At 64.3% G+C, this 25,644-nt stretch carries 26 protein-coding genes; 21 read left to right on the forward strand and 5 right to left on the reverse strand.

The window, feature by feature from the left end; genetic code table 11:
* The first annotated feature begins 26 nt into the window (after window positions 1-26).
* Genes VMF11_13680 through murI form a run of 4 tightly spaced genes read left to right on the forward strand, consistent with a single transcriptional unit; the run spans window position 27 to window position 3,620 of the window.
* On the forward strand, window positions 27-386 hold the full coding sequence (locus tag VMF11_13680; GenBank protein ID HTU71355.1) for a hypothetical protein: 360 nt from the start codon (window positions 27-29) through the stop codon (window positions 384-386).
* A gap of 3 nt (window positions 387-389) precedes the next feature.
* Window positions 390-902 (forward strand): GerMN domain-containing protein, encoded by a 513-nt coding sequence (locus VMF11_13685; protein ID HTU71356.1) that lies wholly within the window; start codon window positions 390-392, stop codon window positions 900-902.
* A complete protein-coding gene (locus tag VMF11_13690) occupies window positions 874-2,844 on the forward strand; it encodes an N-acetylmuramoyl-L-alanine amidase (protein ID HTU71357.1) in 1,971 nt (656 codons plus the stop codon). Before VMF11_13685 ends, VMF11_13690 begins: the two co-directional genes overlap by 29 nt.
* Window positions 2,841-3,620: a glutamate racemase gene (murI, locus tag VMF11_13695; protein HTU71358.1), complete on the forward strand. Its 780-nt coding sequence runs from the start codon at window positions 2,841-2,843 to the stop codon at window positions 3,618-3,620. The genes VMF11_13690 and murI overlap by 4 nt, the downstream gene beginning before the upstream one ends.
* A gap of 656 nt (window positions 3,621-4,276) precedes the next feature.
* Here murI and VMF11_13700 read toward each other — a convergent pair.
* From VMF11_13700 to VMF11_13710, 3 genes are all read right to left on the reverse strand, one after another.
* Window positions 4,277-6,916, reverse strand: coding sequence for a DctP family TRAP transporter solute-binding subunit (locus tag VMF11_13700; GenBank protein HTU71359.1), 2,640 nt, complete (start codon window positions 6,914-6,916; stop codon window positions 4,277-4,279).
* Entirely contained in the window at window positions 6,913-7,104 is a 192-nt protein-coding gene (locus VMF11_13705; GenBank protein HTU71360.1) for a hypothetical protein, read from the reverse strand. The genes VMF11_13700 and VMF11_13705 overlap by 4 nt, the downstream gene beginning before the upstream one ends.
* Window positions 7,105-7,273: 169 nt before the next feature.
* On the reverse strand, window positions 7,274-7,918 hold the full coding sequence (locus VMF11_13710) for a phosphatase PAP2 family protein (GenBank protein HTU71361.1): 645 nt from the start codon (window positions 7,916-7,918) through the stop codon (window positions 7,274-7,276).
* Window positions 7,919-7,986: 68 nt separating this feature from the next.
* Between VMF11_13710 and dxs the strand changes: the two genes are divergently transcribed.
* The 5 genes from dxs (at window position 7,987) to VMF11_13735 (ending at window position 13,072) form a co-directional block, all read left to right on the forward strand.
* Window positions 7,987-9,897 carry a 1-deoxy-D-xylulose-5-phosphate synthase gene (gene dxs / locus VMF11_13715; GenBank protein HTU71362.1) on the forward strand — a complete coding sequence of 637 codons (1,911 nt, stop codon included), beginning with the start codon at window positions 7,987-7,989 and terminating at the stop codon, window positions 9,895-9,897.
* On the forward strand, window positions 9,894-10,265 hold the full coding sequence (secG, locus tag VMF11_13720) for a preprotein translocase subunit SecG (GenBank protein HTU71363.1): 372 nt from the start codon (window positions 9,894-9,896) through the stop codon (window positions 10,263-10,265). The genes dxs and secG overlap by 4 nt, the downstream gene beginning before the upstream one ends.
* Window positions 10,266-10,329: 64 nt before the next feature.
* Complete coding sequence (locus tag VMF11_13725) at window positions 10,330-11,250, forward strand: ABC transporter ATP-binding protein (GenBank protein ID HTU71364.1); 921 nt, start codon at window positions 10,330-10,332, stop codon at window positions 11,248-11,250.
* Complete coding sequence (locus tag VMF11_13730; protein ID HTU71365.1) at window positions 11,241-12,263, forward strand: dipeptide ABC transporter ATP-binding protein; 1,023 nt, start codon at window positions 11,241-11,243, stop codon at window positions 12,261-12,263. Before VMF11_13725 ends, VMF11_13730 begins: the two co-directional genes overlap by 10 nt.
* 23 nt (window positions 12,264-12,286) lie before the next feature.
* Window positions 12,287-13,072, forward strand: a complete 786-nt coding sequence (locus VMF11_13735; GenBank protein HTU71366.1) for a phosphodiesterase — start codon at window positions 12,287-12,289, stop codon at window positions 13,070-13,072.
* A gap of 72 nt (window positions 13,073-13,144) precedes the next feature.
* Here VMF11_13735 and VMF11_13740 read toward each other — a convergent pair whose 3' ends face one another.
* Window positions 13,145-13,495 carry a hypothetical protein gene (locus tag VMF11_13740; protein ID HTU71367.1) on the reverse strand — a complete coding sequence of 117 codons (351 nt, stop codon included), beginning with the start codon at window positions 13,493-13,495 and terminating at the stop codon, window positions 13,145-13,147.
* Window positions 13,496-13,714: 219 nt separating this feature from the next.
* Here VMF11_13740 and topA point away from each other — a divergent pair, with 219 nt between their 5' ends.
* The 3 genes from topA to trmFO all read left to right on the forward strand — a co-directional run bounded on the left by topA (window position 13,715) and on the right by trmFO (window position 17,748).
* Window positions 13,715-15,910: a type I DNA topoisomerase gene (topA, locus tag VMF11_13745; protein ID HTU71368.1), complete on the forward strand. Its 2,196-nt coding sequence runs from the start codon at window positions 13,715-13,717 to the stop codon at window positions 15,908-15,910.
* 69 nt (window positions 15,911-15,979) lie between these two features.
* Window positions 15,980-16,174, forward strand: a complete 195-nt coding sequence (locus VMF11_13750) for a type II toxin-antitoxin system HicA family toxin (protein HTU71369.1) — start codon at window positions 15,980-15,982, stop codon at window positions 16,172-16,174.
* Between the two features lie 221 nt (window positions 16,175-16,395).
* Entirely contained in the window at window positions 16,396-17,748 is a 1,353-nt protein-coding gene (trmFO, locus tag VMF11_13755) for a methylenetetrahydrofolate--tRNA-(uracil(54)-C(5))-methyltransferase (FADH(2)-oxidizing) TrmFO (protein HTU71370.1), read from the forward strand.
* A gap of 5 nt (window positions 17,749-17,753) precedes the next feature.
* Here the strand turns inward: trmFO and VMF11_13760 are convergent, their stop codons facing one another.
* Complete coding sequence (locus VMF11_13760) at window positions 17,754-18,467, reverse strand: SIMPL domain-containing protein (GenBank protein HTU71371.1); 714 nt, start codon at window positions 18,465-18,467, stop codon at window positions 17,754-17,756.
* Between the two features lie 39 nt (window positions 18,468-18,506).
* Here VMF11_13760 and hslV point away from each other — a divergent pair, with 39 nt between their 5' ends.
* The 9 genes from hslV to VMF11_13805 are packed head-to-tail and all read left to right on the forward strand — an operon-like array spanning window position 18,507 to window position 25,626.
* Window positions 18,507-19,037, forward strand: a complete 531-nt coding sequence (hslV, locus tag VMF11_13765; protein HTU71372.1) for an ATP-dependent protease subunit HslV — start codon at window positions 18,507-18,509, stop codon at window positions 19,035-19,037.
* Window positions 19,034-20,458, forward strand: coding sequence for an ATP-dependent protease ATPase subunit HslU (gene hslU / locus VMF11_13770; protein HTU71373.1), 1,425 nt, complete (start codon window positions 19,034-19,036; stop codon window positions 20,456-20,458). The genes hslV and hslU overlap by 4 nt, the downstream gene beginning before the upstream one ends.
* Before the next feature lie 56 nt (window positions 20,459-20,514).
* Window positions 20,515-20,985 carry a hypothetical protein gene (locus VMF11_13775; GenBank protein HTU71374.1) on the forward strand — a complete coding sequence of 157 codons (471 nt, stop codon included), beginning with the start codon at window positions 20,515-20,517 and terminating at the stop codon, window positions 20,983-20,985.
* A 58-nt stretch (window positions 20,986-21,043) separates the two neighbouring features.
* Window positions 21,044-21,559 carry a peptide deformylase gene (def, locus tag VMF11_13780; protein ID HTU71375.1) on the forward strand — a complete coding sequence of 172 codons (516 nt, stop codon included), beginning with the start codon at window positions 21,044-21,046 and terminating at the stop codon, window positions 21,557-21,559.
* A 10-nt stretch (window positions 21,560-21,569) separates the two neighbouring features.
* A complete protein-coding gene (fmt, locus tag VMF11_13785; protein ID HTU71376.1) occupies window positions 21,570-22,406 on the forward strand; it encodes a methionyl-tRNA formyltransferase in 837 nt (278 codons plus the stop codon).
* A complete protein-coding gene (locus VMF11_13790; GenBank protein ID HTU71377.1) occupies window positions 22,403-23,737 on the forward strand; it encodes a transcription antitermination factor NusB in 1,335 nt (444 codons plus the stop codon). The genes fmt and VMF11_13790 overlap by 4 nt, the downstream gene beginning before the upstream one ends.
* A 13-nt stretch (window positions 23,738-23,750) precedes the next feature.
* A complete protein-coding gene (locus VMF11_13795) occupies window positions 23,751-24,452 on the forward strand; it encodes a DUF3662 and FHA domain-containing protein (protein HTU71378.1) in 702 nt (233 codons plus the stop codon).
* 2 nt (window positions 24,453-24,454) lie between these two features.
* Window positions 24,455-24,877, forward strand: coding sequence for an FHA domain-containing protein (locus VMF11_13800; GenBank protein HTU71379.1), 423 nt, complete (start codon window positions 24,455-24,457; stop codon window positions 24,875-24,877).
* Window positions 24,868-25,626 (forward strand): hypothetical protein, encoded by a 759-nt coding sequence (locus tag VMF11_13805; GenBank protein ID HTU71380.1) that lies wholly within the window; start codon window positions 24,868-24,870, stop codon window positions 25,624-25,626. The genes VMF11_13800 and VMF11_13805 overlap by 10 nt, the downstream gene beginning before the upstream one ends.
* The last annotated feature ends 18 nt before the right edge of the window (window positions 25,627-25,644 follow it).

Here is a 25,644-nt window from a genome sequence, read left to right on the forward strand (position 1 = left end):
TCTCCTTCTCGGTACAAGAGCTATCTATGAGTGCTGTTGGTATCGTTCTCGAAATCCATTTGGTTCTGGCCTTTCTGGTGGCGCTCTGCGCCGTGGTGTTCAGTTGGACCGCCAATGGCCGGCGCGTCGTCAACGCCGTCGTCGGATTGCAATTCCTCGTCGGGCTGGTAGCGGCTGCAATGCTGGGCGCGAACCATCTTCCGATTCCTCCTGCGGTTTGGCTGCATCTGCTCATCGCCCTTGCGATCCTGGCGTCATACGGGATTGCCATGCGAACGGGAAAGCGAGCTGGCGGAGCACGTACGGCATTGCTGTATTCGATCGCCGGCGTCGTGCTGGTCTTCCTCAACATTTGGCTGGGGCTGCATATGGCGGGGATGACCTAAGCAGTGCGATCGTTGCGAATCGTTTTTGCGGTCGTCGTCGTCGCGCTGGCAGCGGCCGCCGGATGGTATTTTCTACATCCGCGCGCGCCGGGCGGCGAGAACCTCACCGTCTACTATACGAAACTTGACGGCACCACACTTGGATCCTGGCAGGTTTCCACCCGCACCGCGCAGCCGGGCGAGGAGAGTGCTGCGCGCTTGCACGACCTGGCGACCTACGCGGCGGTTCAAGCGGTGGCCGGGCCGCCGCCGGATATCCAGGCGGTGCGCTTTCCCAGCGGCACACGCGTGCTCGACGTTGCGGTCAACGGGCCGACCGCCGTGGTCGATCTGCATATGGGACCGAGTGACGGCGGCTCATTCCAAGAAACCGGCGAGTTCAAAGGTCTGGTGTATACGCTAACGGGAATTCCCTCTATCAATGCGGTCCAGATTACGATCGAGGGCCGAACTGTAGAGACGCTCCCGGGGGGACATCTTGAGCTCGATGAACCGCTTCGCCGCTCGGATTGGTAGCGCGTGTGCGATCTTCGTGCTGCTCGCAACGACCGTCGTCCGTGCCGACACGGTTAGCTACGCATTCGAACGATCGTCGATAACCTTCACCCACATCACCCATACTGGAGGCGCAACCGCGATCGGCATCGACGATCCGGCGCTGCGCTCGCTGCTCAAAGCGCTCGGCGCCGCGCTGACCTGGCGCGCGGGAGACCGCACCGTGCTGATTGCAACGTCCGCGCCCGAGGTGATCAGCTTCGGCGTCGGCGACGACCAGTACAGCATCGGCGCGCTCACCGCGCAGGCCGGCTTTGCACCGTATATGAACGGCACCGAAGTCTACCTTCCATTCGACGACCTGATGCGCGCGCTCGGCGTCGCGCCTGCGGGCGGCGTGCTCGAACGGCTCCTCACGTCGGTCGACGTCGAAGGATATGGTCCGCAGGCGGTGGTGGTCGCGCGCGGCGGCGGAATCTTGCACGGGCGCGCGATCGGCGATACACCCGATCACCTCGTCTACGAATTCGACGGAGTGGGAACTACGCTCGCGCCCGAACGTACGGTCAACGCGGGCGGCATCCGCGATCTGCAGATTACATCCGAGGGAAGCGTGCGCGATCCGAAAACCTACCTCTCATTCGATCTCGCACCGAACACGCGGCACGATCCGCCGCAGTCGGGAAGCGGCGAATTCGAGATCGCTTTCGGCGCGAACGGCAGCGCTCCGCCGTTGATGGAGCCGCTGCGCGAATCCCTTGCCGTCGCGGGCGCCGCAGCGCTGGCGGTCGTGGCGGAAGCGACGACCGCGCCCGCTCCGGTAGTGACGGCATCTCCGCTCGCAAATGCGCCCGCGGCGGCGAACGCCACCGTCGACAGCGTCAGCGTGAGCACACTCGCCGACGGCAGCGAAACAGTGGCGATCGGCGTGACCGGCGATGCATCCTACGAGTGGCATCGTCTGCGCGCGCCGGACGACCGCTTCTGGATCGACATCAAAAACGCACAGCTTGCGGGCGGCCCGCTGGAACAAGCCGAGGCCAATCCGTTGATCGCGCTGCGCGTGCGCCAGATCGATCCGCAAACGGTTCGCGTTGCGCTCTCGCTCGCCGGCGACACGGCGCTCGCGGTTTCACCCTCGGCGAGCGGAATCACGGTGAACGTCGGAACGACGATGGTCGGCGAGAGCGCGCCGCGCGAGGGCACGGGCACGATCGGCGCGGTGGTCTCCGCCAACGAACCGCAGCCCTCGATCACGCCGGTTCCGGCCGACGAGTACGGCGCGAGCAATTCGGGCGACGACACCAGCTGGAAATTCGGCCCGCGCGGCTACGTGCCGACCAATCCGAAGCTGATCGTCATCGATCCGGGGCACGGCGGCGACGATCGCGGCTCGGTTCACGGTGATCTTCAAGAAGCCGTGCTCACCCTCGACATGGCCAAGCGCGTGCAGTCGATTCTGATTGCGCGCGGCTGGCAAGTGAAGATGACGCGCACGACCGATCACGACGTCGACGCGACGCCGACCAGCACGGCTGAAGCGAAGAAAATGGGATACGACAACGACGCCGCCGACGATTTGCAGGCGCGCGACGACATCGCCAACGAGAGCGGCGCTCGATTGTTCGTCAGCATCCACTGCAATGCGTACATCAATAGCGGACCGAATGGAACGACGGTCTACTACTACAAACCGATTGATCAGCCGTTGGCTCAGATCATGGATCGCGACATCGCAATGGCCGGTCTCGCGAAAGACGACGGCATCGTCAAGGAGCACTTGTACGTAACCGCACATGCCGACATGCCGGCTGTATTGATCGAGACGGCGTTTCTGACCAATCCGGGCGATTACGCCAAGCTTTCCTCACCCGATTGGCGCGCGCAGATGGCCCAGGCGATCGCCAACGGCATCGACCAGTATGCGCGCGAGTACCCGGTCGTCGGCAGCACGCAGCAGTGATCGGCCTGTTCGATTCGGGACTGGGCGGGTTGACCGTCATCCGGCGCGTACGCGAACGCCTGCCGGACGTCGACATCCTCTATTTCGCCGATCAAGCGCACGTGCCGTACGGCGGACGCGCGCCGGACGATCTCTTCGCGTTGGTGCAGAGCAACCTCGCCTGGCTCGACGAGCGCGGGGTTGAGGCGATCGTCATGGCGTGCAACACTTCCTGCGCGATCGCAGACGTGTACGGATGGCCCTCCACCCGCGCCGAGGTGTTCGACCTGCTCGACTCGGCGACGATCGCGCTGCAGCGGCGCGCCGCGCGGCGCGTGGGTGTCGTCGCGACCGAGGCGACCGTTCGGTCCGGGGCGTACGGCCGGCGCATTCGCAACGCCATCCAGCAGAGTGAAGTGTGGGAAGTCGCCGCTCCGCAATTGGTGCCGCTGGTCGAAGCGGGCGAACACGAGAGCGAGGCAGCGCGCATCGCCGTCGCGCGCGTTTGCGCGGAGCTTCCGCCCGGGCTCGACGCAGTCGTCTACGGCTGCACGCACTACCCGGTGCTCGAGGCGCATTTTCGCGCTGCGCTCGGACCGGCCGTTGAATTGGTCGATCCCGCGTTCGTCCAGGCGGCGCGGCTGGCGGAGTTCTTGGCGCTCGACGAAACGCCGGTCGGCTCCGGAACGACACGTTACGTAACCAGCGGCGATCCCGAGCGCTTTCGCGCCAGCGTCGCCCGCATCATGGAAGAACGCACGCCGGTGATCATGACTACCTCGCTCCTGTCATCCTGAGGTGCCGCGCGAAGCGCGGCCTCGAAGGACGAACGAGCCCGCCTCCTCCGTCATCCTGAGACGGCAGTGCCTCCGTCATCCTGAGATGCTAGTGCCTCCGTCATCCTGAGACGGCAGTGCCTCCGTCATCCTGAGGTGCCGCGCGAAGCGCGGCCTCGAAGGACGAGAAGGACGAGAGCGACGGCGCTAGCGGACGGCAGTGCGCGCAGCAGAAGACGACGTATGAAGCGGTTTTACGTTTACATGCTACAGTGTGCCGACGATTCATTCTACGTCGGGATCACCAGCAAACTGGAGGAGCGTCTCGGGCAGCACGATTACGGCTGGGACGAACGCTGCTATACGTTCAAACGGCGGCCGTTACGCTGCGTCCACATTTCGGAATTTGCAACGTTTGACGACGCCGTCGCGTGGGAGAAGCATCTCAAGGGTTGGAGCCGCGCGAAAAAGCGCGCATTGGTAAATGGCGACTGGGGAGAAGTGCGGCGACTTGCAAAGCGTCCTTCTCGTTCCTTCTCGTCCTTCTCGTCCTTCGAGGCTCGGTCGCTGTGCGACCGAGCACCTCAGGATGACGGAAGCGAACGCACCTCAGGATGACGGAGGCGAATGCACCTCAGCCCTTCGAGGCTCGCTTCGCTCGCACCTCAGGATGACGCCTAGCTAAACAGGGCGCGGCGCTGGCGTTCGAGTTCGACCGTCGAGGTCGCCGCGGAGCGGCTATCCTGGACGTGCGATTCGACCAATGCGGCCATCTGTGAGTAATCGCCGTACATCGCGTAGGCGCGGCGGGCTTCGTCGTTGGCCGCGTCTTCGGCCTGTTCGAGCGTAAACTGAGCCGAGCTGGCAAATTGCTCGATGCGCCCGAAGGCTTCTTGCGCCATGCGCGCCTGGCGCGCGCTGTGTTCGGCTTTGGCGACGCCGTTTTCGATTGCGACGCCGGCAGCCTTGCCGCGCGATTCCAGATCGCTGAGCACCTTGCGAATGTCGAGCGTCGAGGCTTTGGTCTTGTCGGCCAAGCCTCGCACCTCGCCGGCGACGACGTTGAAGCCCTTGCCGTGATCGCCGGCGCGGGCGGCTTCGATCGCCGCGTTGAGCGCGAGTAGATTCGTCTTGTCGGAAACCGAGCGAACGAGGTTGATGATGTTGAAGATCTGGTGCATCGACTTTGCGAATTGATCGAGCGCGCTGCGGCTCTGGACTGCCATCGCGGAGAGCACGTTGATCGTTTCGATCAACTCGCCGACCGTGTCGCGCATGATGCGCACCTGCGGTGCGACCTGCTCGAACCGCTCACCGAGCGCCTGAAAATCTTTGCCGAGCTGCTCGTTCGAGGAGCTCAGCCCCATCGATTCTTGCGAGAGCTGGTTGAGGCTGGCGATCTGCGAGCGTGATTGCGTCCTGATCGTGTCGCCGGTCGCGCGCACCGAGTTGACGGAGCGGTCGATCGACTCGACGATGTCGTTGAGGGTGAAGCCGTGCGTCGGCCCGCCGGCAAGATTGATGCGCGGCCGCCAGCTCTCCAAATTGCGGTTGAGCAGCAGGCGGAAGACGTCGGTGGGGAAGAGCGGCTCCATTCGTTCCCACACGAACCGGGCGGCCTTGACGAAATCTTCCCGTTCGTCCGGCGCGAGTTCGTGGACTTCGAGATTCTTGCGCAGCTCGGCGAGCGCGTGCGCCTCGTCTTCGGTCGCGATGCGCCGGTGATACTCGGTCGCCTCTTTGAAGGCGAGTTCGATGATCGCGCGATCCTCCTCGGACAGCGAGCGCCAGCGCTCGACGTTGCCGAGCACGATCTGCGTGTTGTAGGTGTGCGCGGTCAGCGACAGGTAGCGCTGGAATTCGTTGAGCCGCGCGCCCAGCGTGTTTGCGAGCGGGTTCTCCTGCGCGTCCACCTCGTGATTCTGAAGCGAACGGTAGAGATCTTGGAATGGAATCACCTTTGGTGAAGCCCCGAGCGCGTGCATCAGCGCGAGGTAGACCACGGAGTCTTGGATGCGCACCCGCATCTTGCGCATGTCGGCCGGACGCCGGATCGGATGCAAGTTGTTGGTGAAGTGTCGCATCCCGTTTTCGAAATACGCCAGGCCGTGCAAACCGAACGATTCGAACGAGGTCAGGATATGCCGGCCGAGATGGCTGTCGAGCAGCCGGTAGGCCGCGTCGCGGTCGGCGAACACGAACGGAAGATCGAGCAGTTGCGCGAGCGGCAGCAGCGCGCCTGCAACGTAGGTGGTGACGCTCACCATGTCAAGCTCGCCCGAGCGAACGCGCAGCATCGCTTCCATTTCACTGCCGCCGGCGAACGGAATCTCGAGCTCGAACGTGAGCCGCCCGCTCGAAAGCTCGAGCGTGCGCTTCGCGACGTATTCCCACGCGCGCGACGGCGGATAGCCGAGCGGAAGCAGCGTCGCGACTTTGATCGTGGTGTGATCGGCCTTCGGCGCCGTGCGCGAGCGCGAGATGTATTCGATCTCCGCGCCGTAGTAGGCCAGGCGCTGCGTTGCAAAGGCGGATTCGAGCGCTTCGCGACCCTGCGCGGCCGCGACGTTCGCCAGTCCGTCGGTGGCCTTGCGCATCGCCTCCGCCGCCAGGCTGTGATTGCGTCCGCTGACCACCGCCCGATCGATGGTCACGGACAGGTCGGCGGCAAGTTCGGCGATCTCGGCCAGCGACGTGCGTGCGACTTCAGCGAGCGGCGCCGATTCGGCGGAGCGTTCGGCGTTGGCGCGGACGGAGCGAATCGTTGCCTCGGCTTCGCGCTGGATCTCCAGCACGAGGGTCTTGATCGCCGAAGTCGATTCGTTGGTCGTCTTTGCCAACCGTCCGACCTCGCCGGCGACGACGGCGAATCCCAATCCATGCGTTCCGGCGCGCGCGGCCTCGATTGCGGCGTTGAGCGCGAGCAGCTGCGTTTCGTCGCTGACGTCTTCGACGAACTCGGTCATGCGCCCGATCTCGCTCATGAGCCGGCCGAAGTTGTCCATCGCGGTAGCGGTGTCGGCCGAAAGCTCCGCGAGCTGCTGCACCGAGGTGAGTAAATTCTCGACGACTTCGAACGAGTTGCCCAAGTCGGAGGCGGCGGCTCGCGCCGAAGCTTGCGCGGTTTGCAGGCGCTCGGCGGTCTCACGCGAGGCAGCGGCAAGGGTGCCGGCGGTATCGGAAAGCGCGACCATGAGCGTGGTCTGTTCCTGCGCGGTCGCCGCGATCGCTTCGGAGGCGCGCCGAACGTCCTCGACCGCCTTGGAGACGCTCGCATTGAATCGGTCGAAGAGCGCGTCCTCGCGTTCGGAGATCATGATTTCGAGCTATTCGACGGACCGAGGAACCACCCATACGCCGCGTAGCCACGATAATGCGGTTGCGGACCGAAGCTGCGCCCCACCGAAAAGAGCAGCGCGTGGATTTCACCCAGGGAGTGGATGTAGCCCAAACCGACATCCGACTGCTGATAGTCATCGTGTGGGGTGGTTCGGGTCAACTCCATGCCAATAGTATCGTCCGCGGCTAGCGGATACATAGCCGCTAGGCCGGCCTGCCAATCGCCCGGGCCGGTCGCATCGCGTCCGACGCCGGGCTACGCCGGTCGCGAAGGTCACCTACGGATAGAGGGAGACCTGCGGCGCGTGCGCGCCCTCCGCTGCGCGCGTTCGGGCTCAGATCGCGACCGGCGCGCCGACGTGAAAGAGATGGAAGAAGAGCGCAGTCGAGAGCGTCGCCAAGACGGCGCCGGCAAGGACTTGCAGCAGCGTATGCGCTTTGAGATAGACGCGCGCCCAGCACACCATCGGAATCAGGACGAGAAACGGTAGCGTCTGGCTGCCGTAGAGCAGCGTGAGGGCAACCAGCGGGGCGGTGATGCCGATCGCGTGCGTGCTGATTTTCCAATACCGCGTGATGTACTGCACGATCAGGGTCGAGAGGGTATAGGCCGCCATCGCCGCGATCATCAGGCGCGGCGCATGAATGACCCACATCACCACCGTGCCGGCAAGATAGAACACGACGAAAGCGCTGAAGACCGCCTCGCGTTCGTGCCGCACCGACATGTCAAGATCCGAGATGCGATCGCTTCCGTAGAGCCAGAAGACGTACATCATCGGCCCGATCGAGGTGAAGAACGTAGAGATGAAGAGCAGCCACCAGAAGTCCAGCTCGTTGCGCGCGCTCGCATGGGCAAGGATTACGAAGAGGGCCAGCGCGGTAAGAAATGGATTGAAGATCGTCGAGAGGATGCGCGCGAGGTCGCGCCAGGCCCGCCGATTCTTGATCGGAACGATCTCTTGGAGCGGATCGTGCATTGGCCCGGTAGATTAGCCCCCTTGGCCGGAATCCCCTCAACCCTCGGCGAACCATCGCCGCTCACATTATGATCATTGAACGAATCGAGTCCCCGGCCGGCGTCAAAGCCCTTTCCCGCGATGAGTTGGACGTGCTCGCTCGTGAAATCCGCGACATGCTCGTCGTTACGTGCTCGCGCAACGGCGGCCATCTGGCGCCGAATTTGGGCGTCGTCGAATTGACCATCGCGCTTCACCGCGTTCTCGACCTGCCGACCGACAAACTGGTTTGGGACGTTTCACACCAGGCCTACGTCCACAAGATCCTCAGCGGCCGCCGCGACCGGTTCCACACCCTGCGCAAGGGCGGCGGCATCTCCGGCTTTGCGATGCGCAGCGAGTCGGCATACGATCAATTCGGCGCGGGTCACGCCTCGACGTCGGTCTCGGCCGCCTACGGAATGGCGGTCGCGCGCGATCTCTCCGGCGGCGGCGAAACGATCGTCGCGGTGCTGGGCGACGGCGCGCTGACCGGCGGGCTCGCGTACGAAGCGCTCAACAACGCCGGCCAGCTCCATTCGAATTTCATCGTCATTCTCAACGACAACGAGATGTCGATCGCGCCGAACGTGGGATCGATCGCCTCGTATCTTTCGATGCTGCGCAGCAAGCCGTTTGCCAATTTCGTGCGCGAACGCGCCAAAGACGTGTTCGGACACATCCCGTTCGGCGGGGCCGCGCGCAAAGCGTTCGCCAGTGCGGAGATGGGGGCGATGCGCTTCGTCGCGCCCTCCGAGAAGGCCGCGGTCATCTTCGAAGAGCTGGGCTTTCGCTACATGGGCCCGTTTGACGGGCACAACGTCGATACGATGATTGCGGCGCTGGAGACGGCCAAGAGCGTCGACCGCCCGGTGCTGCTGCACGTACGCACGGTCAAAGGCAAGGGCTACGAGCCGGCCGAGAAGGATTCGCGGACCTTTCACGGCGTCTCGAGCGCGTTCGACGTCGAAAACGGAAAACTCGAAGTCAAGCCCGACGCTCGGCCAACCTTCTCCGACGTCTTTGCCGGCGCGCTGATCGAACTTGCGCAGTCGTATCCCAAGCTGATCGCGATCACCGCCGCCATGCCCGACGGAACGAAGCTCTCCAAATTCGCCAAGCAATTTCCGGAGCGTTTCTTCGACGTCGGCATCGCCGAGGCGCACGCCGTTTGCATGGCGGCCGGCGCATCGACCAGCGGTCTGCAGCCGGTGTGTGCGATCTACTCGACCTTTCTGCAACGCGCCTACGATCAGGTCGTGCATGACGTGTGCGTGCAGAATCTGCCGGTCGTCTTCTGCCTCGATCGCGCCGGCTTCGTCGGCGACGACGGTCCCACGCACATGGGGCTCTACGACGTCGCCTATCTGCGCACGCTTCCCAACATGACGGTAATGGCGCCGCGCAACGAAGACGAGCTTGCGCCGATGCTGGCGCACGCGCTTACACGTAGCGGCCCGGCGGCGATCCGTTATCCGCGCGGTTCGACCAGCGGACGCCACCGCGATCCGGTCGCGCCGATCGAGCACGGCCGCGCCGAGGTGTTGCGCCGCGGCACCGGCGTCGCGGTCCTCGCCCTCGGGAATACGGTCGAGGTAGCGCTCGATGCGTACGGGCTGTTGGCGAGCGGAGAATTCGGCCGCTCCGACCGGCTGCCGACCGTCGTCAACGCGCGGTTCGCCAAACCGATCGACGGCGAGCTGCTGGCGGAACTGGCCGCCGATCACGACACGTTCCTTACGCTGGAAGAGCACTCGCTCGCAGGCGGCTTCGGATCGGCGGTCGTAGAGAATGTGTCGGATTCGGGCCTTGCGGTTCGGGTGCAGCGCGTCGGCGTTACCGACGTTCTGGTTGCGCACGATTCCCAGCCCAGCCAACGCGCGCTCTTCGGGCTATCCGCGCAAGCGATCGCGGAGCGCCTTGCGCGCGCGCTCGACCCGCATCAGGAGATACATCGTTGACCCTTTTACTCGCCGCAGCCGCAAAGGCCGCGACCGCTGCCGCCAAGGGCGCGCCCCTCAAAGTGCTGCCGCCCGTTCAAAACCTCGTCGTTCCGCCGGCCGCGACGCAGCCGCAGACCGTCTTTCAGGAACATTTCGGATGGCTCACCCACGGCATCGCCGGAATCTTCATTGTCGCGGCGATCGCGTTGATCGTGCTGCTTGCGGTTCAGACGACCAAACAAGAGGGTCTCTCGGGAACGATCGGCGGACGGGTCGAGTCGGCGTACTCGCGGATGGGCGGTGAGGAACAGCTCAAGCGGCTGACCGGATTTACCGCCGTCGTCTTCGTGCTCACGGGATTCATCCTGTCATTAACGGGGATCTAACGCGCTGAGCGCATTGCTCGACGTTCGCAACCTCCGGACGACGTTTCGAACGGAGGACGGCCCGGTGACGGCCGTCAACGGCCTTTCGTTTTCACTCCAGCCCGGCGAGACGCTGGGAATCGTCGGCGAGTCGGGCTCGGGGAAGTCGGTCACGGCACTCTCGATCATGCGCCTTCTCTCGCGTAACGCGAGCGTCGCCAGCGACGGCATCTTTTTCGAGGGCGAGAACCTGCTCGCCAAGAGCGAAGCTCAGATGCGCAGGATCCGCGGTCACAAGATCGCGATGATCTTCCAAGATCCGATGACGAGCCTCAATCCGGTGCTCACCGTCGGCGAACAGATCGCCGAAGCGGTGCGCGTGCACCTGGGGTATTCGCGCGCCGATTCCCGCGCCAAGGCGGCTGAAATGATGCGCAAGGTCCGCATCCCTTCACCCGAGGAACGCATCGACGACTATCCCCATCAATTCTCCGGCGGCATGCGTCAACGCGTGATGATCGCGATGGCGCTCTCGTGCAATCCGCAACTGTTGATCGCGGACGAACCGACGACCGCGCTCGACGTGACGATTCAGGCCCAGATCCTCGAGCTGATGAACGAAATGCAGCACGAGACGGGAGCGGCCATCGTCATGATCACGCACGACCTCGGCGTGGTGGCCGAAGTGTGCAAGAACGTGCTGGTGATGTACGGCGGAAATCTCGTCGAATACGGCACGGCCGATCAAATTTTCAGCGAGCCGAAGATGCCGTACACGCAAGGGCTGCTCGCATCCCTTCCCCGCCTCGACCAGAGCGAGCATCGCCGCTTGCAGCCGATCAAAGGCCAACCACCGAACTTGCTCAATCTTCCGGCCGGATGCGCGTTCGCACCGCGCTGCGATGCACGGATGACGGTTTGCGACGAACCCGTCGCCCTCTACGACTTCGGCGCCGACCACGCGGCACGCTGCTGGCTCTACGACGGGAAGGTTCCATGCCGCTGATCGAGGTCCGCGATCTCTACAAGTACTTTCCGATTCATGCGGGCCTGTTTTCCCAGCATGTCGCCGACGTCAAAGCCGTCGACGGCGTGAGTTTTACGATCGATGCCGGCGAAACGCTGGGCTTGGTGGGCGAGTCCGGGTCGGGCAAAACGACGATCGGGCGCATGCTGCTCCACTTGCTTGCGGTAACGAGCGGGTCGATCGCCTACGACGGCGCCGAGATCACGACGATGCGTGCCGACGAGATCCGCCGCCTGCGGCGGAAAATCCAAATCATCTTCCAGGATCCCTTTGCCAGTCTCAATCCGCGCATGACGATCGGCGAGATCATCGCGGAGCCCCTGCGTATTCATGGGCTCGCCCGCGGTGCGCAGGCGCAGGCGCGCGTCCAAGAACTGCTGCGGCTCGTCGGATTGCGGCCTTACAGCGCCAATCGCTACCCTCACGAGTTTTCGGGCGGCCAGCGGCAGCGGGTGGGCATCGCCCGCGCGCTCGCGGTCGACCCGAAGTTCATCGTCTGCGACGAGCCGGTCTCCGCACTCGACGTCTCGATCCAGGCACAGGTGATCAACCTGCTCGAGGACCTGCAGGCGCAACTGGGACTGACCTACCTGTTCATCGCGCACGACCTTTCGGTCGTGCGCCACATCTCCACCCGCGTCGCGGTCATGTACGTCGGCAAGATCGTGGAGCTCAGCTCGCGTGACGAACTCTACGAGCGGCCGCTGCACCCCTACACGCAGGCGCTGCTCTCCGCGATTCCCATTCCCGATCCGTCCGCCGAGCGTCGCCGCAAGCGCATCGTGCTCACCGGTGATATTCCCTCACCGGTCGATCCGCCGTCCGGGTGCCGCTTTCACACGCGCTGTCCGGTCGCGTTCGACCGCTGCTCGGTCGAAGACCCGGCGTTCACAGAATACGGCAGCGGTCATTTTGCGGCGTGCCATTGGGTCGACGAGCACCGCGGCGCCGCACCCGACTTGACCCACGGCCCGGCGTTAATTTCGGGATAAGGCGCGCGCGCTATGCTCGTCGTGTGATCGTTGCGCAGATTTCCGATCTTCACATACGACGCCGGGGGCACGTGCTGCACCACATGCCCAACACCGCCGACTACCTTCGCCGCACGATTGCGCGGCTGCATGCACTCCACCCCCGCCCCGATCTGGTCCTGGCAACGGGCGACCTCACCGAACGAGGTTCGCCGCACGAGTACCGGCGATTGCGGTCGATGCTCGGGCGGCTCGAAATTCCGCACTTTTTGATTCCGGGAAATCACGATGATCGCGAAGCGCTACGGCGGGCCTTTCGCGATCATCGTTATTTACGGACGTTCGCCCACCACGCAAGCTTCGCGATCGACGCCTGGCCGCTGCGGATCATTGCGCTGGACTCGACCGATCCGGGGCGCGCCGGCGGATTCGTGGATGGCGAACGCCTCGGATGGCTCGATGCCGAACTGGCCGCCTATCCGCGCCGCCCGACGATCGTCGCGCTGCATCATCCGCCGTTTCGTACCGGCATACCGGCGATGGATGCGTACGGCTTTGTCGGGGTCGAGCGGTTGGCTTCGGTCGTGCGCGCTCATCCGCAGATCGCGCGCATCGTGTCCGGCCACGTCCATACGATTCTGATGCGCCCCTGGAACGGCGCGATCGCATGCACGGCGCCGAGCACCTCGCCGCAATTCGTGATCGGGCGTTCGCGCCTGGGCATCGGGGTGGAGTCAGCCGGGTTCTTGCTCCACGAATGGAGCTTCAATGCCGACGTGCACACCTACATCGTCCGTTTAGAGGGTGGAATCGAACAGCAGATCGCGTAGGCGGTGTTTAAAAAGCGAGGCGGACGTTGTACGTCCGCCTTCATTTAGAACTGCGCAGATTCTCGCGTTCGGTTAAGCCTTTTTCTTGCGCGAGGACTTTCTGCGTCCGGCCTTCTTGCGGCCCGCGGCCTTTTTGCGTCCGCCGGCCTTCTTGCGGCCCGCAGCCTTTTTGCGTCCGGCTTTTTTCCGTCCCGCCTTTTTGCGTCCGCCGGCCTTCTTACGGCCGCCCGCCTTTTTGCGTCCGGCCTTTTTGCGTCCGCCGGCCTTTTTGCGTCCGCCGGCAGCTTTCTTGCGCGTCGCTTTTTTACGTCCGCCGGCTGCCTTTTTGCGTCCGCCCGCGGCGGCTTTCCGGCGAGCCTTACGGCGCGGCTTTTTCTTGGCCTCACCCATCGTCTCGCCATTCATCATGGTATCGGAGTCCATTCATTCCTCCTCGTCCCCCGGGGGACGAACAGCGTTATTTGGACAGCGCACGAAATGCGCTTTAAGCGCACTATAAAGGATTTTTTCGAATCATGCAAATCGCGCGTACGCACGCGTACGCGCGCGCACGTGCGCGCGTGCGCGAGCGGGGTCGATTCTTCGACTCGCTCGGGGCGCAAGGTTTGCCCCGGTCTTGACCCCGGGAGTATACTTAGCCCCGTGAAAAAGCCCCTGATCATCGTGGAGTCGCCGACCAAGGCGCGTACGATCAAGAAGTTTCTGCCGCCGCGCTATGCGGTCAAGGCATCGGTGGGCCACGTACGCGATCTGCCCAAGAGCACGCTCGGCGTCGACGTCGAGCACGACTTCGCGCCGAAGTATCTCACGATCAAAGGCAAGGGCGACATCATCAAAGAGCTCAAGAGCGCGGTCAAAAGCGCGAGCGACGTCTATCTCGCGACCGACCCGGATCGCGAAGGCGAGGCGATCGCATGGCATTTGGCCGAGCTGCTCAAGCTCGAGGACCCAAAGCGAATCGAACTCCACGAAATCACCAAGGATGCGGCGCTGGCCGCGCTGCGGGACCCGCACCGGATCGACATGGATCGCGTGAACGCACAGCAAGCGCGCCGCATTCTCGACCGGCTGGTCGGCTATAAGATTTCGCCGCTGCTCTGGGCCAAAGTCCGCGGCGGCCTCTCGGCCGGGCGCGTGCAGTCGGTCGCCGTGCGGCTCATCGTCGATCGGGAGCGCGAGATCAACGCGTTCACGCCGCGTGAATATTGGACCGTTACCGCTCAGCTCGCGACGCAGCGCGATCCCTCCGCCGTCTTCCCCGCCGATTTGGTGGCGCATCGCGGCGAGAAGCTCGAAATCACCAACGAAGCGCAAGCCGCTGGGATCCTGCGGGCGCTCGAGGGCGCGGCGTTCTCGGTCGCCTCGATCAAGCGCCGTGAGGTGCGGCGCAACGCTCCCGCGCCGTTCACGACCTCAACCCTCCAACAGGAAGCATCACGTAAACTGCGGCTGCGGGTGCGGCGCACGATGCAGATCGCCCAATCGCTCTATGAAGGCGTCGACCTGGGCGGCTCGGAGGGGACGCAGGGTCTGATCACCTACATGCGTACCGACTCGACGCGCATCGCCGACTCGGCGCGCGAGCACGCGCGGGAATATATCTCGCAGACCTACGGCGCCGAATTCCACGGCGGTGCGGCGCACAAGGTGCGCGAAGGCGCGCAAGACGCGCACGAGGCGATTCGTCCGACCAGCGTCTTCCGTACGCCCGAGAGCGTGGCGCACGTGCTCAAACGCGATGAACTGCGCTTATACACGCTGATCTGGGAGCGCTTCACCGCCTCGCAAATGGCGCCCGCCGTCCTCGACCAAACGACCGTCGACATCAGCGCCGCGGAATATACGTTCCGCGCGACCGGCAGCATCGTGAAATTCGCCGGCTTCACCCGCGTATACGAAGAAGGCAAAGACGAAGATCCTTCGACCGGCTCAGGGCAGGCTGCGCAAAACGGCGAAGATGCCGCGAAGGCGAACGGTGCGCTCCGAGGCAAAGGCCGCGTGCGGTTGCCCGAACTGCACGAACGCGACGCGCTCGATCCGCGGGCGATCGAACCCAAGCAGCACTTCACCGAACCGCCGCCGCGATACACCGAAGCGACGCTCGTCAAAGCGTTGGAAGAGAACGGCATCGGGCGCCCATCGACCTACTCGACGATCGTCGATACGATTCAAGCGCGGGGCTACGTAACGCAAGAGGAGCGCCGCTTCAAGCCGACCGACATCGGCATCGCGGTCAACGACCTGCTGGCCGAGCATTTCAAGGACATCGTCGATCTGAAATTTACCGCCGGCATGGAGGGCGATCTCGATAAAGTCGCCGAGGGCCACGCCGACTGGGCCGGGATTCTGCGCCAGTTCTACGCACCGTTCGCGCATCAGCTGGAAGAGGCGGAAAAGAAGCTGCCGCGACTCGAGATCAAGGACGAGCCAACCGACGAGATTTGCCCCAATTGCGGCCGGCCGATGGTAATCAAGACCGGCCGTTTCGGCAAGTTCATCTCATGCACGGGCTATCCCGAGTGCAAGACGACCAAACCGATCGTCAAGGACACCGGTGCAAAGTGTCCCAAGGACGGCGGCATGATCGTCGAGCGCCGTTCGAAGAAGGGCCGCACGTTCTACGGCTGCGCCAACTATCCGAACTGCGACTTCGTCTCGTGGGATCGCGTGATCCCGCAGCCCTGTCCGGTTTGCGGAAGTTACGTCGTCGCGAAGAACCGCCGCGGCGGCGTCGTGCACCTCGAATGTGCCGCCGACAAGGAACACGACGTCTCCTCGCTCGCGAAATCCACCTCCGGTGAGGAACCGAGCGAAGACCGCGAACTCGCGGAAGTCTAGCCGTGTGCGAAGAGTCGACAGCGTTCCCATCCCCTTGCCATTAGGATCGATCCGGGTGAATGAAGATGAGTGCCAGCGAAGGTTCGAGACGCCCTCAGGGCGCTCAAGCGTGATGGTTGGGTTCTCACCACCCAACGAGGGTCGCACCGCCAATTCAAGCACCCACGTAAGCCCGGGAAGGTGACGGTGAGCGGGCATGAGAGCGATGATCTTCCCCCGAAGTTGGAACGGTCGATTTTGAGGCAGGCGGGGCTCTGGCCATGAAGTTTTTCGTTGAGATATCTAAGACCGATACCGGATACGCAGCGCACGCGCCGAGCGTTGTCGGGTGCGTCGCAACCGGTGCGACGCTCGAAGAAACCGAAAGGCGAATTGGAGAAGCGCTGCAATTGCATCTCGATCTGGATTCAATTCCCGATCTTGAGTTTCGTGTATGTGCTTAAGGGAAATCGCCATGCGATTGAGGATCGACGCCGTGATGGGAAATGTTCAATAAGCTGACCGTCATCGGAGGCGGCCTGGCCGGCTGCGAGGCGGCGTGGCAGGCGGCGAATGCGGGCGTGGACGTCGACCTGTACGAGATGCGTCCGCTGCGGAGCGGACCCGCGCACACGACCGGACGACTCGCCGAACTGGTGTGCAGCAACTCGCTGCGCGGCGCGGCGCTCGAAAACGCCGTCGGCTTGCTCAAAGAAGAGCTGGCGCGGCTCGATTCGATCGTCGTCACCAGCGCGCGCGAGGCCGCGGTTCCGGCCGGCGGCGCGCTCGCCGTCGACCGCGCGAAATTCGCCGACGCGGTCGAGGGGCGCATCACCGCACATCCGCGCATCGCGCTGCACCGTCAAGAGGTGAGCGCGATTCCGCTCGATCGTCCGGCGATCGTCGCCTGCGGCCCGTTACCGAGCGACGCATTGCTGCAGAGCATCGACGCACTGCTTCGAGAACCTCAGCATGACACAAAAGGGCGCCTGCACTACTACGATGCGGCCTCGCCGATCGTGGCTGCGGATTCGATCGACGAATCGCCGATGTACCGGAAGTCCCGCTACGAAAAGGGCGAGGGCGACGACTATCTCAACATCCCGCTCGATCGCGCGCAGTACGCGCAGCTCCTCCACGATTTGCGCACGCTCGAGCGCCATCAACCCAAAGGTTTCGAGCTGGACGCAAGCGCCAACTACTTCGAAGGCTGCTTGCCGATCGAAGAGATGGCCGATCGTGGCGACGACGTGCTGCGCTTCGGACCGCTCAAGCCGGTCGGCCTACGTGACCCGCGCACCGGACGGACGCCGCACGCGGTCGTGCAGCTGCGCAAAGAAAACACCGAGGGCACGGCGTTCAACCTGGTCGGATTTCAAACGCGGCTGTCGTGGCCGGCGCAGAAGGCGGCCTTCGGAAAGCTGCCGGGCTTGGCCGACGCGGAGTGGCTGCGGCTCGGCGTGATGCACCGCAACACGTTCCTCGACTCGCCGCGCGTGCTGGATGCGCGTCTACGGCTACGCGGTTACGAGAACCTGTACTTCGCCGGACAGATCACCGGCGCCGAGGGCTATGTCGAGGCGGCCGCCTGCGGTGCGATGACCGGTCTTCATGCGGCGCGCGCGATTCTCGGACTCGAGCCCATCGAATTTCCGCGCGAAAGTGCGTTCGGCGCGGTCGTCGCGCATCTGCAAAACCGTGCGACACACGACTTTCAACCGGCCAACGCGACCTGGGCTTACTTCCCGCCGCTCGACCGCGAGGTTCGAGACAAGAAAGAACGGCGTCGCCTCATGGCGCAACGCGCGCTGGCTGCGATCGATGGTTTCAAAAACCGAATCGCCCTGCTGCCGGTATAACGCGGTTACTTGATCGCGTAGGTGATCGTGATCGTTGAGGCGACCGGCACCGTCACGTAGTCCTGCGGCGTCTGGGGCGCGTCGGGTCCCGTCATCATGCCGTTGACGAAGTACTGCGTCGAGCAGGAGCCGTCGGGCGTGTTTTGTTCGATCGATTGAACGTTGATCGCGCCGCCGATATGTACGTTCAGATCTTTGGCGATCGATTCGGCCTTCGCATGAGCCCGCGCGATCGCGCGTTCGCGCGCGCTATCGAGAGCGGTTTGACAGTCCGCTGCGCTGAGGAAGACCTGCGCGCTATTCAGCAGAACGCCCTTCATCGAAGCCACCGCCGTCCCGACCGTGACGATGCCGCTTTGCAGCATCGCAACCGTCGGATGCATCGCCGTCGCCGTGATCGTCGCCACATTCGAGGTGCCGGGAGCCCGGAAGTTGATCGGCAGCCGTACACTCGCCGGATCGGCGCCGGCTTTGACGAGCGCGTCGACGATCGGCTGGACCTTCTCGGTGTCGAGGGTGAGAGCGCGGTTCGCGGTCACGATTTGCAGCGTGATCCGCGCGCTCGTAGCGGGAACGCGCGTCGACGCGCTGCCGGTGACGGTGATGCCCCGGGCTGCGTTCGGCGCCGGTCCGGATATCGGGCCCCGCAACATCGGCTGGGCGCCGGCGACGGACGGCAGGAGGAGTGCGGCTACGACAACGACCGTTGTGCGCTTCATGAAACCCCCAACGCTTGGAACGGGTAGAACGGTGACGACATGAGGATTCGCTCCACCACTATTCTGGCCGTTCGCCGCAACGGCATGCTGGCCATCGCCGGCGACGGGCAGGTCACCCTCGATAAGACGATCGTCAAGCACAGCGCGCGCAAAGTGCGTAAGATCGCGGGCGGCAAAGTTTTGGCCGGGTTCGCCGGATCGGCCGCCGACGGCATCACGCTGCTCGAGAAGTTCGAGAACAAGTTCGCCGAGTTCAAAGATATCACGCGCGCGTCCGTCGAGCTGGCCAAAGACTGGCGCCAGGATCGTGCGCTGCGGCGGCTCGAGGCGCTGCTCGTGGTCGGGACGCCCGACCATCTCTTCGTGCTCTCCGGCACGGGTGACGTGATCGAACCCGACGAGGGCATCGCGGCGATCGGCAGCGGCGGACCGTACGCGCAGGCGGCGGCCGCCGCGCTGCTGCGCAACAGCGATCTTTCGGCGCCCGACATTGCGCGCAAGGCGCTGGAGATCGCGGGCGAAATCTGTATCTACACCAACGACGACATCACGGTTGAAACACTTCCATGACCACCGCACTTCCCGACATCGCCGGACTCACGCCACGCCAGATCGCGAGCGAACTCGATAAGTACATCGTCGGCCAGGGCAAGGCCAAACGCGCGGTCGCGATCGCGCTGCGCAACCGCTACCGCCGCTCGCACGTACGCGAAGACCTACGCGAAGAGATCACGCCGAAAAACATTCTGATGATCGGCCCGACCGGTGTCGGCAAGACCGAGATTGCGCGGCGTCTGGCCGGCTTGGTCGGCGCACCGTTCGTCAAAGTCGAAGCGACGAAATATACCGAGGTCGGTTACGTGGGCCGCGACGTCGAGTCGATGGTGCGCGATCTGGTCGAAGCCTCGGTGCGCATGGTGACCGAAGAGCGCCGCTCCGAGGTGGCGGAGCTCGCCGAGAAAGCCGCAGTCGAGCGGTTGATCGACGAATTGCATCCCGAGACCGCGACGCGATCGAACACGCCCGGCAATCCGTTCGCCGCGACGCTCGGTTCGATCTTCGGGAACTCCGCGCCGCAACCGCAGCCGCAGCCGCCGTCGGGACCGCCCAGCGACGTCGCGCGGATTCGCGAACAAACCCGCAGCGAGATCGAGCGTGGCTTCTACGACGTGCGCCTGATCGAGATCGAGGTCGAAGAAACGCCGAGCGTGCCGATCGGCATGATCGGCATGGACCAAGGCGGCGGCGCGGATCTGGGCGAGATGCTCGGCGGCTTGATTCCCAAACGCAAGACGAAAAAGCGCGTCACCGTCGCCGAGGCGCGGCGCATCTTCACCCAAGAAGAGGCCGCCAAGCTGATCGACATGGACGCGGTCAAACGCGAAGCGCTGCGCCGGGCGGGCGAGGATGGGATCATCTTCATCGACGAGATCGACAAGGTCGCGAGGCGTGAAGGCGCGCGCGGCGGTCCCGACGTTTCACGCGAAGGCGTACAACGCGACATCCTGCCGATCGTCGAGGGCAGCACGGTCACGACCAAGCACGGCCAGGTAAAAACCGATCATGTGCTCTTCATCGCGGCGGGAGCCTTTCACATCAGCAAGCCCTCCGACCTGATTCCCGAGTTGCAGGGACGTTTTCCGATCCGGGTCGAGCTCGACTCGCTGACCGCCGAGGATTTCAAGACGATTCTCACCCAGCCGAAGAACGCGCTGATCGAGCAGTACCGGGCGTTGCTCGCGACCGAAGGCGTCGCGCTCACGTTCACCGAGGATGCGATCGAGCAGTTGGCCCGCTTCGCGATGCAAGTCAACGAGCAGAGCGAGAATATCGGTGCGCGACGGTTGCACACCGTGCTCGAGCGGCTGCTCGAAGACATCAGCTACGGTGCGCCGGAGGAGCGCGGCGCGGTGACGATCGACGCGGCCTACGTTCGCGAACGGCTCAAAGACGTCGTGGAAAACGCCGATCTTTCGGGATATATTCTCTAATCGATCTCTAAAACGTTCTCATTCTTTGCCCAGGAACGCCGGAGTAGGATGGTAGCATGTTGACCTTGCGCAATCTCATCGCCGGTTCCGCATTTGCCGTATTCGCCGTGGCGATCGCCGCCTGCGGCGGCGGCGGAACCACGATCCAAGCTCCGACGCCCGGGCCGACGTGTTCGCCGGGTGAAGCCGTCCAGATGGTCTATCCGATTCCCGGCGCGACCGGCGTGACCGATAATCCGCAGCAGTTCGTATTCGCGGTCGCTTCGCCGCTGCCGAACACCTGGAACGCCTACATCAACACCTCGGATTCGCTGAGCGGCTCGGTACAGACATACGCCGGTATGGAGACGATCCCGGCATCGAACGTCCCCTCTCCCTCGGCAACGCCGTCGATCTCCAACCCGTACTACCAAAGCATCACGCTTACCGGAGGATTCTCTTCGGGCGAGACGATTTACGTCTGGCTCAACAATGAGTCGAGCAATTGCACGCCGCTCGGCCCGGTCGGGAGCTTCACGACGCAATAGGGTCCTCCTCGAAGGGCTCGGGATGACAGAAGGGCATGGGCCGTAGAATAGGCGCCCCATGCCCTACATCCGCGAGATCATCACGGACGGTCATCCGACGTTGCGTAAGGTTGCCAAGAAGGTCAGTCCGAGAGAATTGGCCGACCCTCTCTTTCAGCAGCTCATCGACGACATGTTCGAGACGATGTATGCCGCACCGGGCGTGGGCCTCGCCGCGCCGCAGGTCAACGTCTCCAAACGCCTCTTCGTGATCGACGTGCAAGACGATATCCACGATCCCGCGGTCGTCGTCAATCCCAAGATCGAGCTGGCCGAAGAAGAGGTCGAGCTGACCGAAGGCTGCCTCTCGGTCCCCGGCTTCGTCGGCGAGATCACGCGCTACCGGCGCGTTGCGGTCAGCGGGCTCGACCGCAACGGCGAGAAGATCCGGCTCGAAGGCGAGGGACTCTTCGCGCAATGTCTGCAGCACGAGATCGATCACCTCAACGGCGTGCTGTACGTCGACAAGGCTAAAGACGTGCGCTTGCCGCAAACCGAAGAAGAGCACGAAATCGTCGAAACGGCCGAAGCCTAGGTCACTCATCTTGCGCTCACTGTTTTTTGGGACGAGCGCGTTCGCGGTCCCGAGCCTTCACGTCACCGCGGCAAAGACGCAGCTCGCCGGCGTGGTGACGCAGCCCGACCGGCCCGCCGGACGCGGTCACCGGCTGCAGCCGACGCCGGTCAAGAGCGCGGCACTCGAACTCGGGCTGCGCGTCTACGAACCCGCCTCACTCAAAGCGTTCCTCGAAGAGATCGCCCACGCATCGTTCGATCTTTTCGCGCTTGCGTCATATGGAAAGATCTTGCCGCAGGCACTTCTCGACCGGCCGAAGCTCGGCGCGCTCAACGTGCATCCCTCGCTGCTGCCGAACTACCGCGGTGCGACACCGATCCAGAGCGCGCTGCTCGCCGGCGAGACGGTCACGGGCGTGACGATCATGCTGATGGACGCGGGGATGGACACCGGCCCGGTCGTGTTGCAGGAGAAGGTGGAGATCGCGCCCGACGACGACTATGGAACGCTGCACGATCGCCTCGCGCTTTTCGGCGGCGACTTGCTGGGCGACGCGATCGACCTCGCCGCGCGTGGTCCGCTGCAAGGACAGCCGCAGCGCGGCGAGCCGAGCTTCACCCGCCCGATTCGCAAAGAGGATCTCGAGATCGACTGGTCGTGGCCGCCGCAGCGCATCGTCAACACCGTGCGCGCCTTCGCGCCCGCACCCGGCGCGCGCGCGCTCATCGACGGCGAAACCGTAAAAGTGCTGCGTGCGCACGTCGAGCGCGAACGGGTCGTGATCGACGAGTTGATCGCGCCGAACCGCGGGCGCATGAGCGCAGAGAGCTACGAACGGTCGCGGCGCGACCGCGAACGGACATGAACGCGCGCGACGTTGCGCTGCACACGGTACGCGACGTCTTCATCACGCCGGGCGGCGGAACCGAGCGGGGTGCACAGGAAGCGCTCGATTACCGGGCGCGCAAGGCGAATCTCGACTCGCGCGATCGCGCCTTCGCGACCGAACTGGCATACGGCGCGATCAAGATGCGGCGCGCACTCGATTGGTATCTGCAGCCGTTCGTCGGAGAACGCAAAGCGCCGCTTCCTCCGGCGATTCACGAAATTCTGCGTCTGGCGGTCTACGAGTTCGTCTACACCCTTGCCGACGTGCACGCGACCGTCTTCGAATGGGTCAACCTCGCCAAGCGTCACGGCCATCGCGGCGTCGCCAACCTGGTCAACGCGGTGCTGCGCTCGTTTCTGCGGATGCGGCCGCGCGACCCGACCCGCGATCTGTTCGGCAGCGAGGAAGAGTACCTGGGCACACGCTACTCGCTGCCGAGCTGGCTCGTCCGGCAGTGGAGCGCGGTCTACGCCGGGCAGACCGAAGCCGTTTGTGCGGCGGTGAACGCGCCGGCGCGCGCCGCGGTTACGGTCAACACCGCGCGTACGAGCCGCGCGCAGTTCGAGGAGCGTCTCGCGGTTGACGGCATTACGGCCATTCCCTCGGCGTTCGTCGCCGATTCGCTCGTTATCGAAAGCGACGCCGCCGCGGTCCATACCCGCGAAGCGCGCGCACGCGGCGAATGGTGGCTGCAGTCGGAGAGTTCGGCAATGCCGGTCGAAGTGCTCAACCCTCAGCCCGAGGAGGCGGTTCTCGACGCCTGCAGCGGCCGCGGCAACAAGGCGCTGCAGATCGGGGCGCGGATGGGGGGAGACGGATCGGAACTGTGCATCGAGCGCGACCCGCGCAAGGCAAAGATTCTGCAAAGCCGGCTGGAGGAGGCCGGCGTTGCGGCCGGGGTTATCGTGGGCGACGCCACCGCGCCCCTGCTCGAGCCGCAGCAGCGCTTCGACCGGGTGCTGATCGATGCACCCTGCTCGGGCATCGGCCTGGTAGGACGTCACCCCGAAGCGCGCTGGAAGAAGCAGCCGGGCGACGGCGAACGCCTAGCCTTGACGCAGCGGGCTTTGCTCGAAGCGCTGGCTCCGTCGGTCCATGAGGGCGGCGCGCTCGTCTACGCGGTGTGTTCGACCGACCCGCGCGAGACAATCGAGGTCGTCGAATGGTTCCGAAGCCGGGCGAATTTCGAGCGGGGGCTGATTCCTGCGGCGTTCGAACCGTTCATTACGGAAGAGGGCGACGTGCTCGTTCCACCCGGGTTGGACGGCCGCGACGGGTTCTTTGTTTCCAGACTGGAGCGCCGGTAACTCGCACAACGAAATGAGTTGGTTTGCTCGAATCGAGCAGGCATGCGCGGCATTCATCGAGCGCACGTTTGCGAAAACCTTCCCGAGCGATCTCGAGCCGGCTCAGATCGCGCGCAAGCTCGTCACGACGATGGAGGGGCGAACGCGCGGTGATGACGGTCATCTGCTCGCTCCGGGATCCTATCTGGTTTACGTCAGCCCCGACGATTTCTCGCGGCTGGCGCAGCATCGGGCGTACTTGGAACGCGAGTGGGGCGAACTCTTGCGCGACATGGCGGCGCGCGTGGGGGTCTACTTCTTCGACGGAGGACCGAACGTAGAGATGGTTTCGCGCGAGGGCATCCCCCAGGGTTTGGCCGACGTAGCCGTGGCGAGCGACGTGACGATCTCGATTCCCAATGCACCCGCGCTGACGCCGCCCAAACGCTACCATCTTCGCATGATGAAAGGTGTGCCGGCGTACGGCGTCTACTTCATCGACAAAGCGGCGACGATCGGGCGCAGCGAAGATTGCGATATCTTCTTGGTCGACCCGAGCGTCTCGCGCAATCACGCGACACTGACGATCCAAGGTGATTTCGGCGAGGTCAAGGATCTTCGCTCGACCAACGGCACGTTCGTAAACGGCGAGCGCGTCACCGACGCGCGGCGCGTCGTCTCCGGTGACGTGTTGACGTTCGGGAACACGCAGATGCGGCTGGAAGCCTGGGAATAGCGATGACGTTCGCGGCGCAGATGCGCATCGGTTCGCTCGAAATCACCGCGTTGCTGGCCTTCGCCGCGTTGATCGCCTCGCGTCCGCGAGCCGGCTCGGCGGCCGAGATCGGCAACCTCATGCCGGTGAACGCGATGCTGCGCGTCATCGAATTTGGCCGCGAGCGCATCTTCGAAGGACTCTGCCCGCTGACGATCGGTCGCGATCGCAGCTGTCAGCTCGTGCTTGCCGACGTTGAGGTCTCTCGCAAGCATGCGCGGCTGGAGACGAAAGACGGCGTGGTGTACGTGCGCGATCTGGGAAGCAGCAACGGAACCTTTATCAACGGGCGCCGCGTGACCAGCGCGATCGAAACGCGCGAAGGCGACGCCATCGACGTGGGTACGACCAGGCTGCTGGTGGAACGGTTGGAAGAATGGACGTAGCGATTCGCGGCGATCGTACCTGCGCGCTCTCCTTGCAGCTGGGGCCGCGCTCGTGGCTTTTCGGCGTCGCGCGCGGCTTCGGCACGATCGACGGTGTGGCCGCCGGGCCGGCCACCTTGCAGCGCTTGCGCGCCGAGTGCGAACGCCGCTTGCGCACGGAACGCTTTCGCCGCGCCGTGGACCGCGTGCAAGCCGCACCGACGGCGATCTTGGGCGTGCTCGCGCGCGTCAACGGCGAACTCTTCTCGCGCAGCGCTTCGCACGCGGACTACGTCACCGCGGGCTGCTCGATCACGATCGCGGTCATCGTTCGCGGCTACGCCTGTGTGATTCACACCGGCGGCACCGCGGCTTATCTCGCGCATCGCGGCGAGATCAGCGTGCTGACCGGCGATGACTCATTGGGCGGAACGGCGCACGAGCTGCTCGGGCGCGCGCTCGGAACGAGCGCTGCGCTCGACGTCTCGGTTTCCAGCGTCACCTTCGACGCGGGCGACGTGATGATCTTGATCGGGCACCGCGTGCGCGGCGAGATCGACCGGCAGGCATTGGTCGCGCACGTCGAACGCGCCGGCGAGAACGAGCATCTGCTGGTTTTGCGCTTCGACGAGAGCGATCGCGCAATCGAGGAACTCGGCACGCCGGCGCTGCCGGTCGTCGTGTACCGCGCGAACATCGGCGTGCGCTCTGGGCTGCTCTTGGGCGCGCTGACGGTCGCGTTCGCGCTTCTCACCGCGTGGGCGCAGTAGCACGCTGATCACCCTTGC

It is taken from the genome of Candidatus Baltobacteraceae bacterium, assembly GCA_035502855.1.
Taxonomy (GTDB): domain Bacteria; phylum Vulcanimicrobiota; class Vulcanimicrobiia; order Vulcanimicrobiales; family Vulcanimicrobiaceae; genus Aquilonibacter.

What these genes read in the sequence shown, in the direction of transcription:
- VMF11_13800 (HTU71379.1), top strand. Translation starts at nt 24,455, where the DNA reads ATGACGTTCGCGGCGCAGATGCGCATCGGTTCGCTCGAAATCACCGCG.
- VMF11_13700 (HTU71359.1), bottom strand. Translation starts at nt 6,916, where the DNA reads ATGATCTCCGAACGCGAGGACGCGCTCTTCGACCGATTCAATGCGAGC.
- VMF11_13705 (HTU71360.1), bottom strand. Translation starts at nt 7,104, where the DNA reads ATGGAGTTGACCCGAACCACCCCACACGATGACTATCAGCAGTCGGAT.
- VMF11_13805 (HTU71380.1), top strand. Translation starts at nt 24,868, where the DNA reads ATGGACGTAGCGATTCGCGGCGATCGTACCTGCGCGCTCTCCTTGCAG.
- VMF11_13775 (HTU71374.1), top strand. Translation starts at nt 20,515, where the DNA reads ATGTTGACCTTGCGCAATCTCATCGCCGGTTCCGCATTTGCCGTATTC.
- VMF11_13730 (HTU71365.1), top strand. Translation starts at nt 11,241, where the DNA reads ATGCCGCTGATCGAGGTCCGCGATCTCTACAAGTACTTTCCGATTCAT.
- trmFO (HTU71370.1), top strand. Translation starts at nt 16,396, where the DNA reads ATGTTCAATAAGCTGACCGTCATCGGAGGCGGCCTGGCCGGCTGCGAG.
- dxs (HTU71362.1), top strand. Translation starts at nt 7,987, where the DNA reads ATGATCATTGAACGAATCGAGTCCCCGGCCGGCGTCAAAGCCCTTTCC.
- VMF11_13795 (HTU71378.1), top strand. Translation starts at nt 23,751, where the DNA reads ATGAGTTGGTTTGCTCGAATCGAGCAGGCATGCGCGGCATTCATCGAG.
- def (HTU71375.1), top strand. Translation starts at nt 21,044, where the DNA reads ATGCCCTACATCCGCGAGATCATCACGGACGGTCATCCGACGTTGCGT.
- VMF11_13680 (HTU71355.1), top strand. Translation starts at nt 27, where the DNA reads ATGAGTGCTGTTGGTATCGTTCTCGAAATCCATTTGGTTCTGGCCTTT.
- VMF11_13740 (HTU71367.1), bottom strand. Translation starts at nt 13,495, where the DNA reads ATGGACTCCGATACCATGATGAATGGCGAGACGATGGGTGAGGCCAAG.
- hslV (HTU71372.1), top strand. Translation starts at nt 18,507, where the DNA reads ATGAGGATTCGCTCCACCACTATTCTGGCCGTTCGCCGCAACGGCATG.
- VMF11_13710 (HTU71361.1), bottom strand. Translation starts at nt 7,918, where the DNA reads ATGCACGATCCGCTCCAAGAGATCGTTCCGATCAAGAATCGGCGGGCC.
- VMF11_13790 (HTU71377.1), top strand. Translation starts at nt 22,403, where the DNA reads ATGAACGCGCGCGACGTTGCGCTGCACACGGTACGCGACGTCTTCATC.
- VMF11_13760 (HTU71371.1), bottom strand. Translation starts at nt 18,467, where the DNA reads ATGAAGCGCACAACGGTCGTTGTCGTAGCCGCACTCCTCCTGCCGTCC.
- VMF11_13690 (HTU71357.1), top strand. Translation starts at nt 874, where the DNA reads ATGAACCGCTTCGCCGCTCGGATTGGTAGCGCGTGTGCGATCTTCGTG.
- hslU (HTU71373.1), top strand. Translation starts at nt 19,034, where the DNA reads ATGACCACCGCACTTCCCGACATCGCCGGACTCACGCCACGCCAGATC.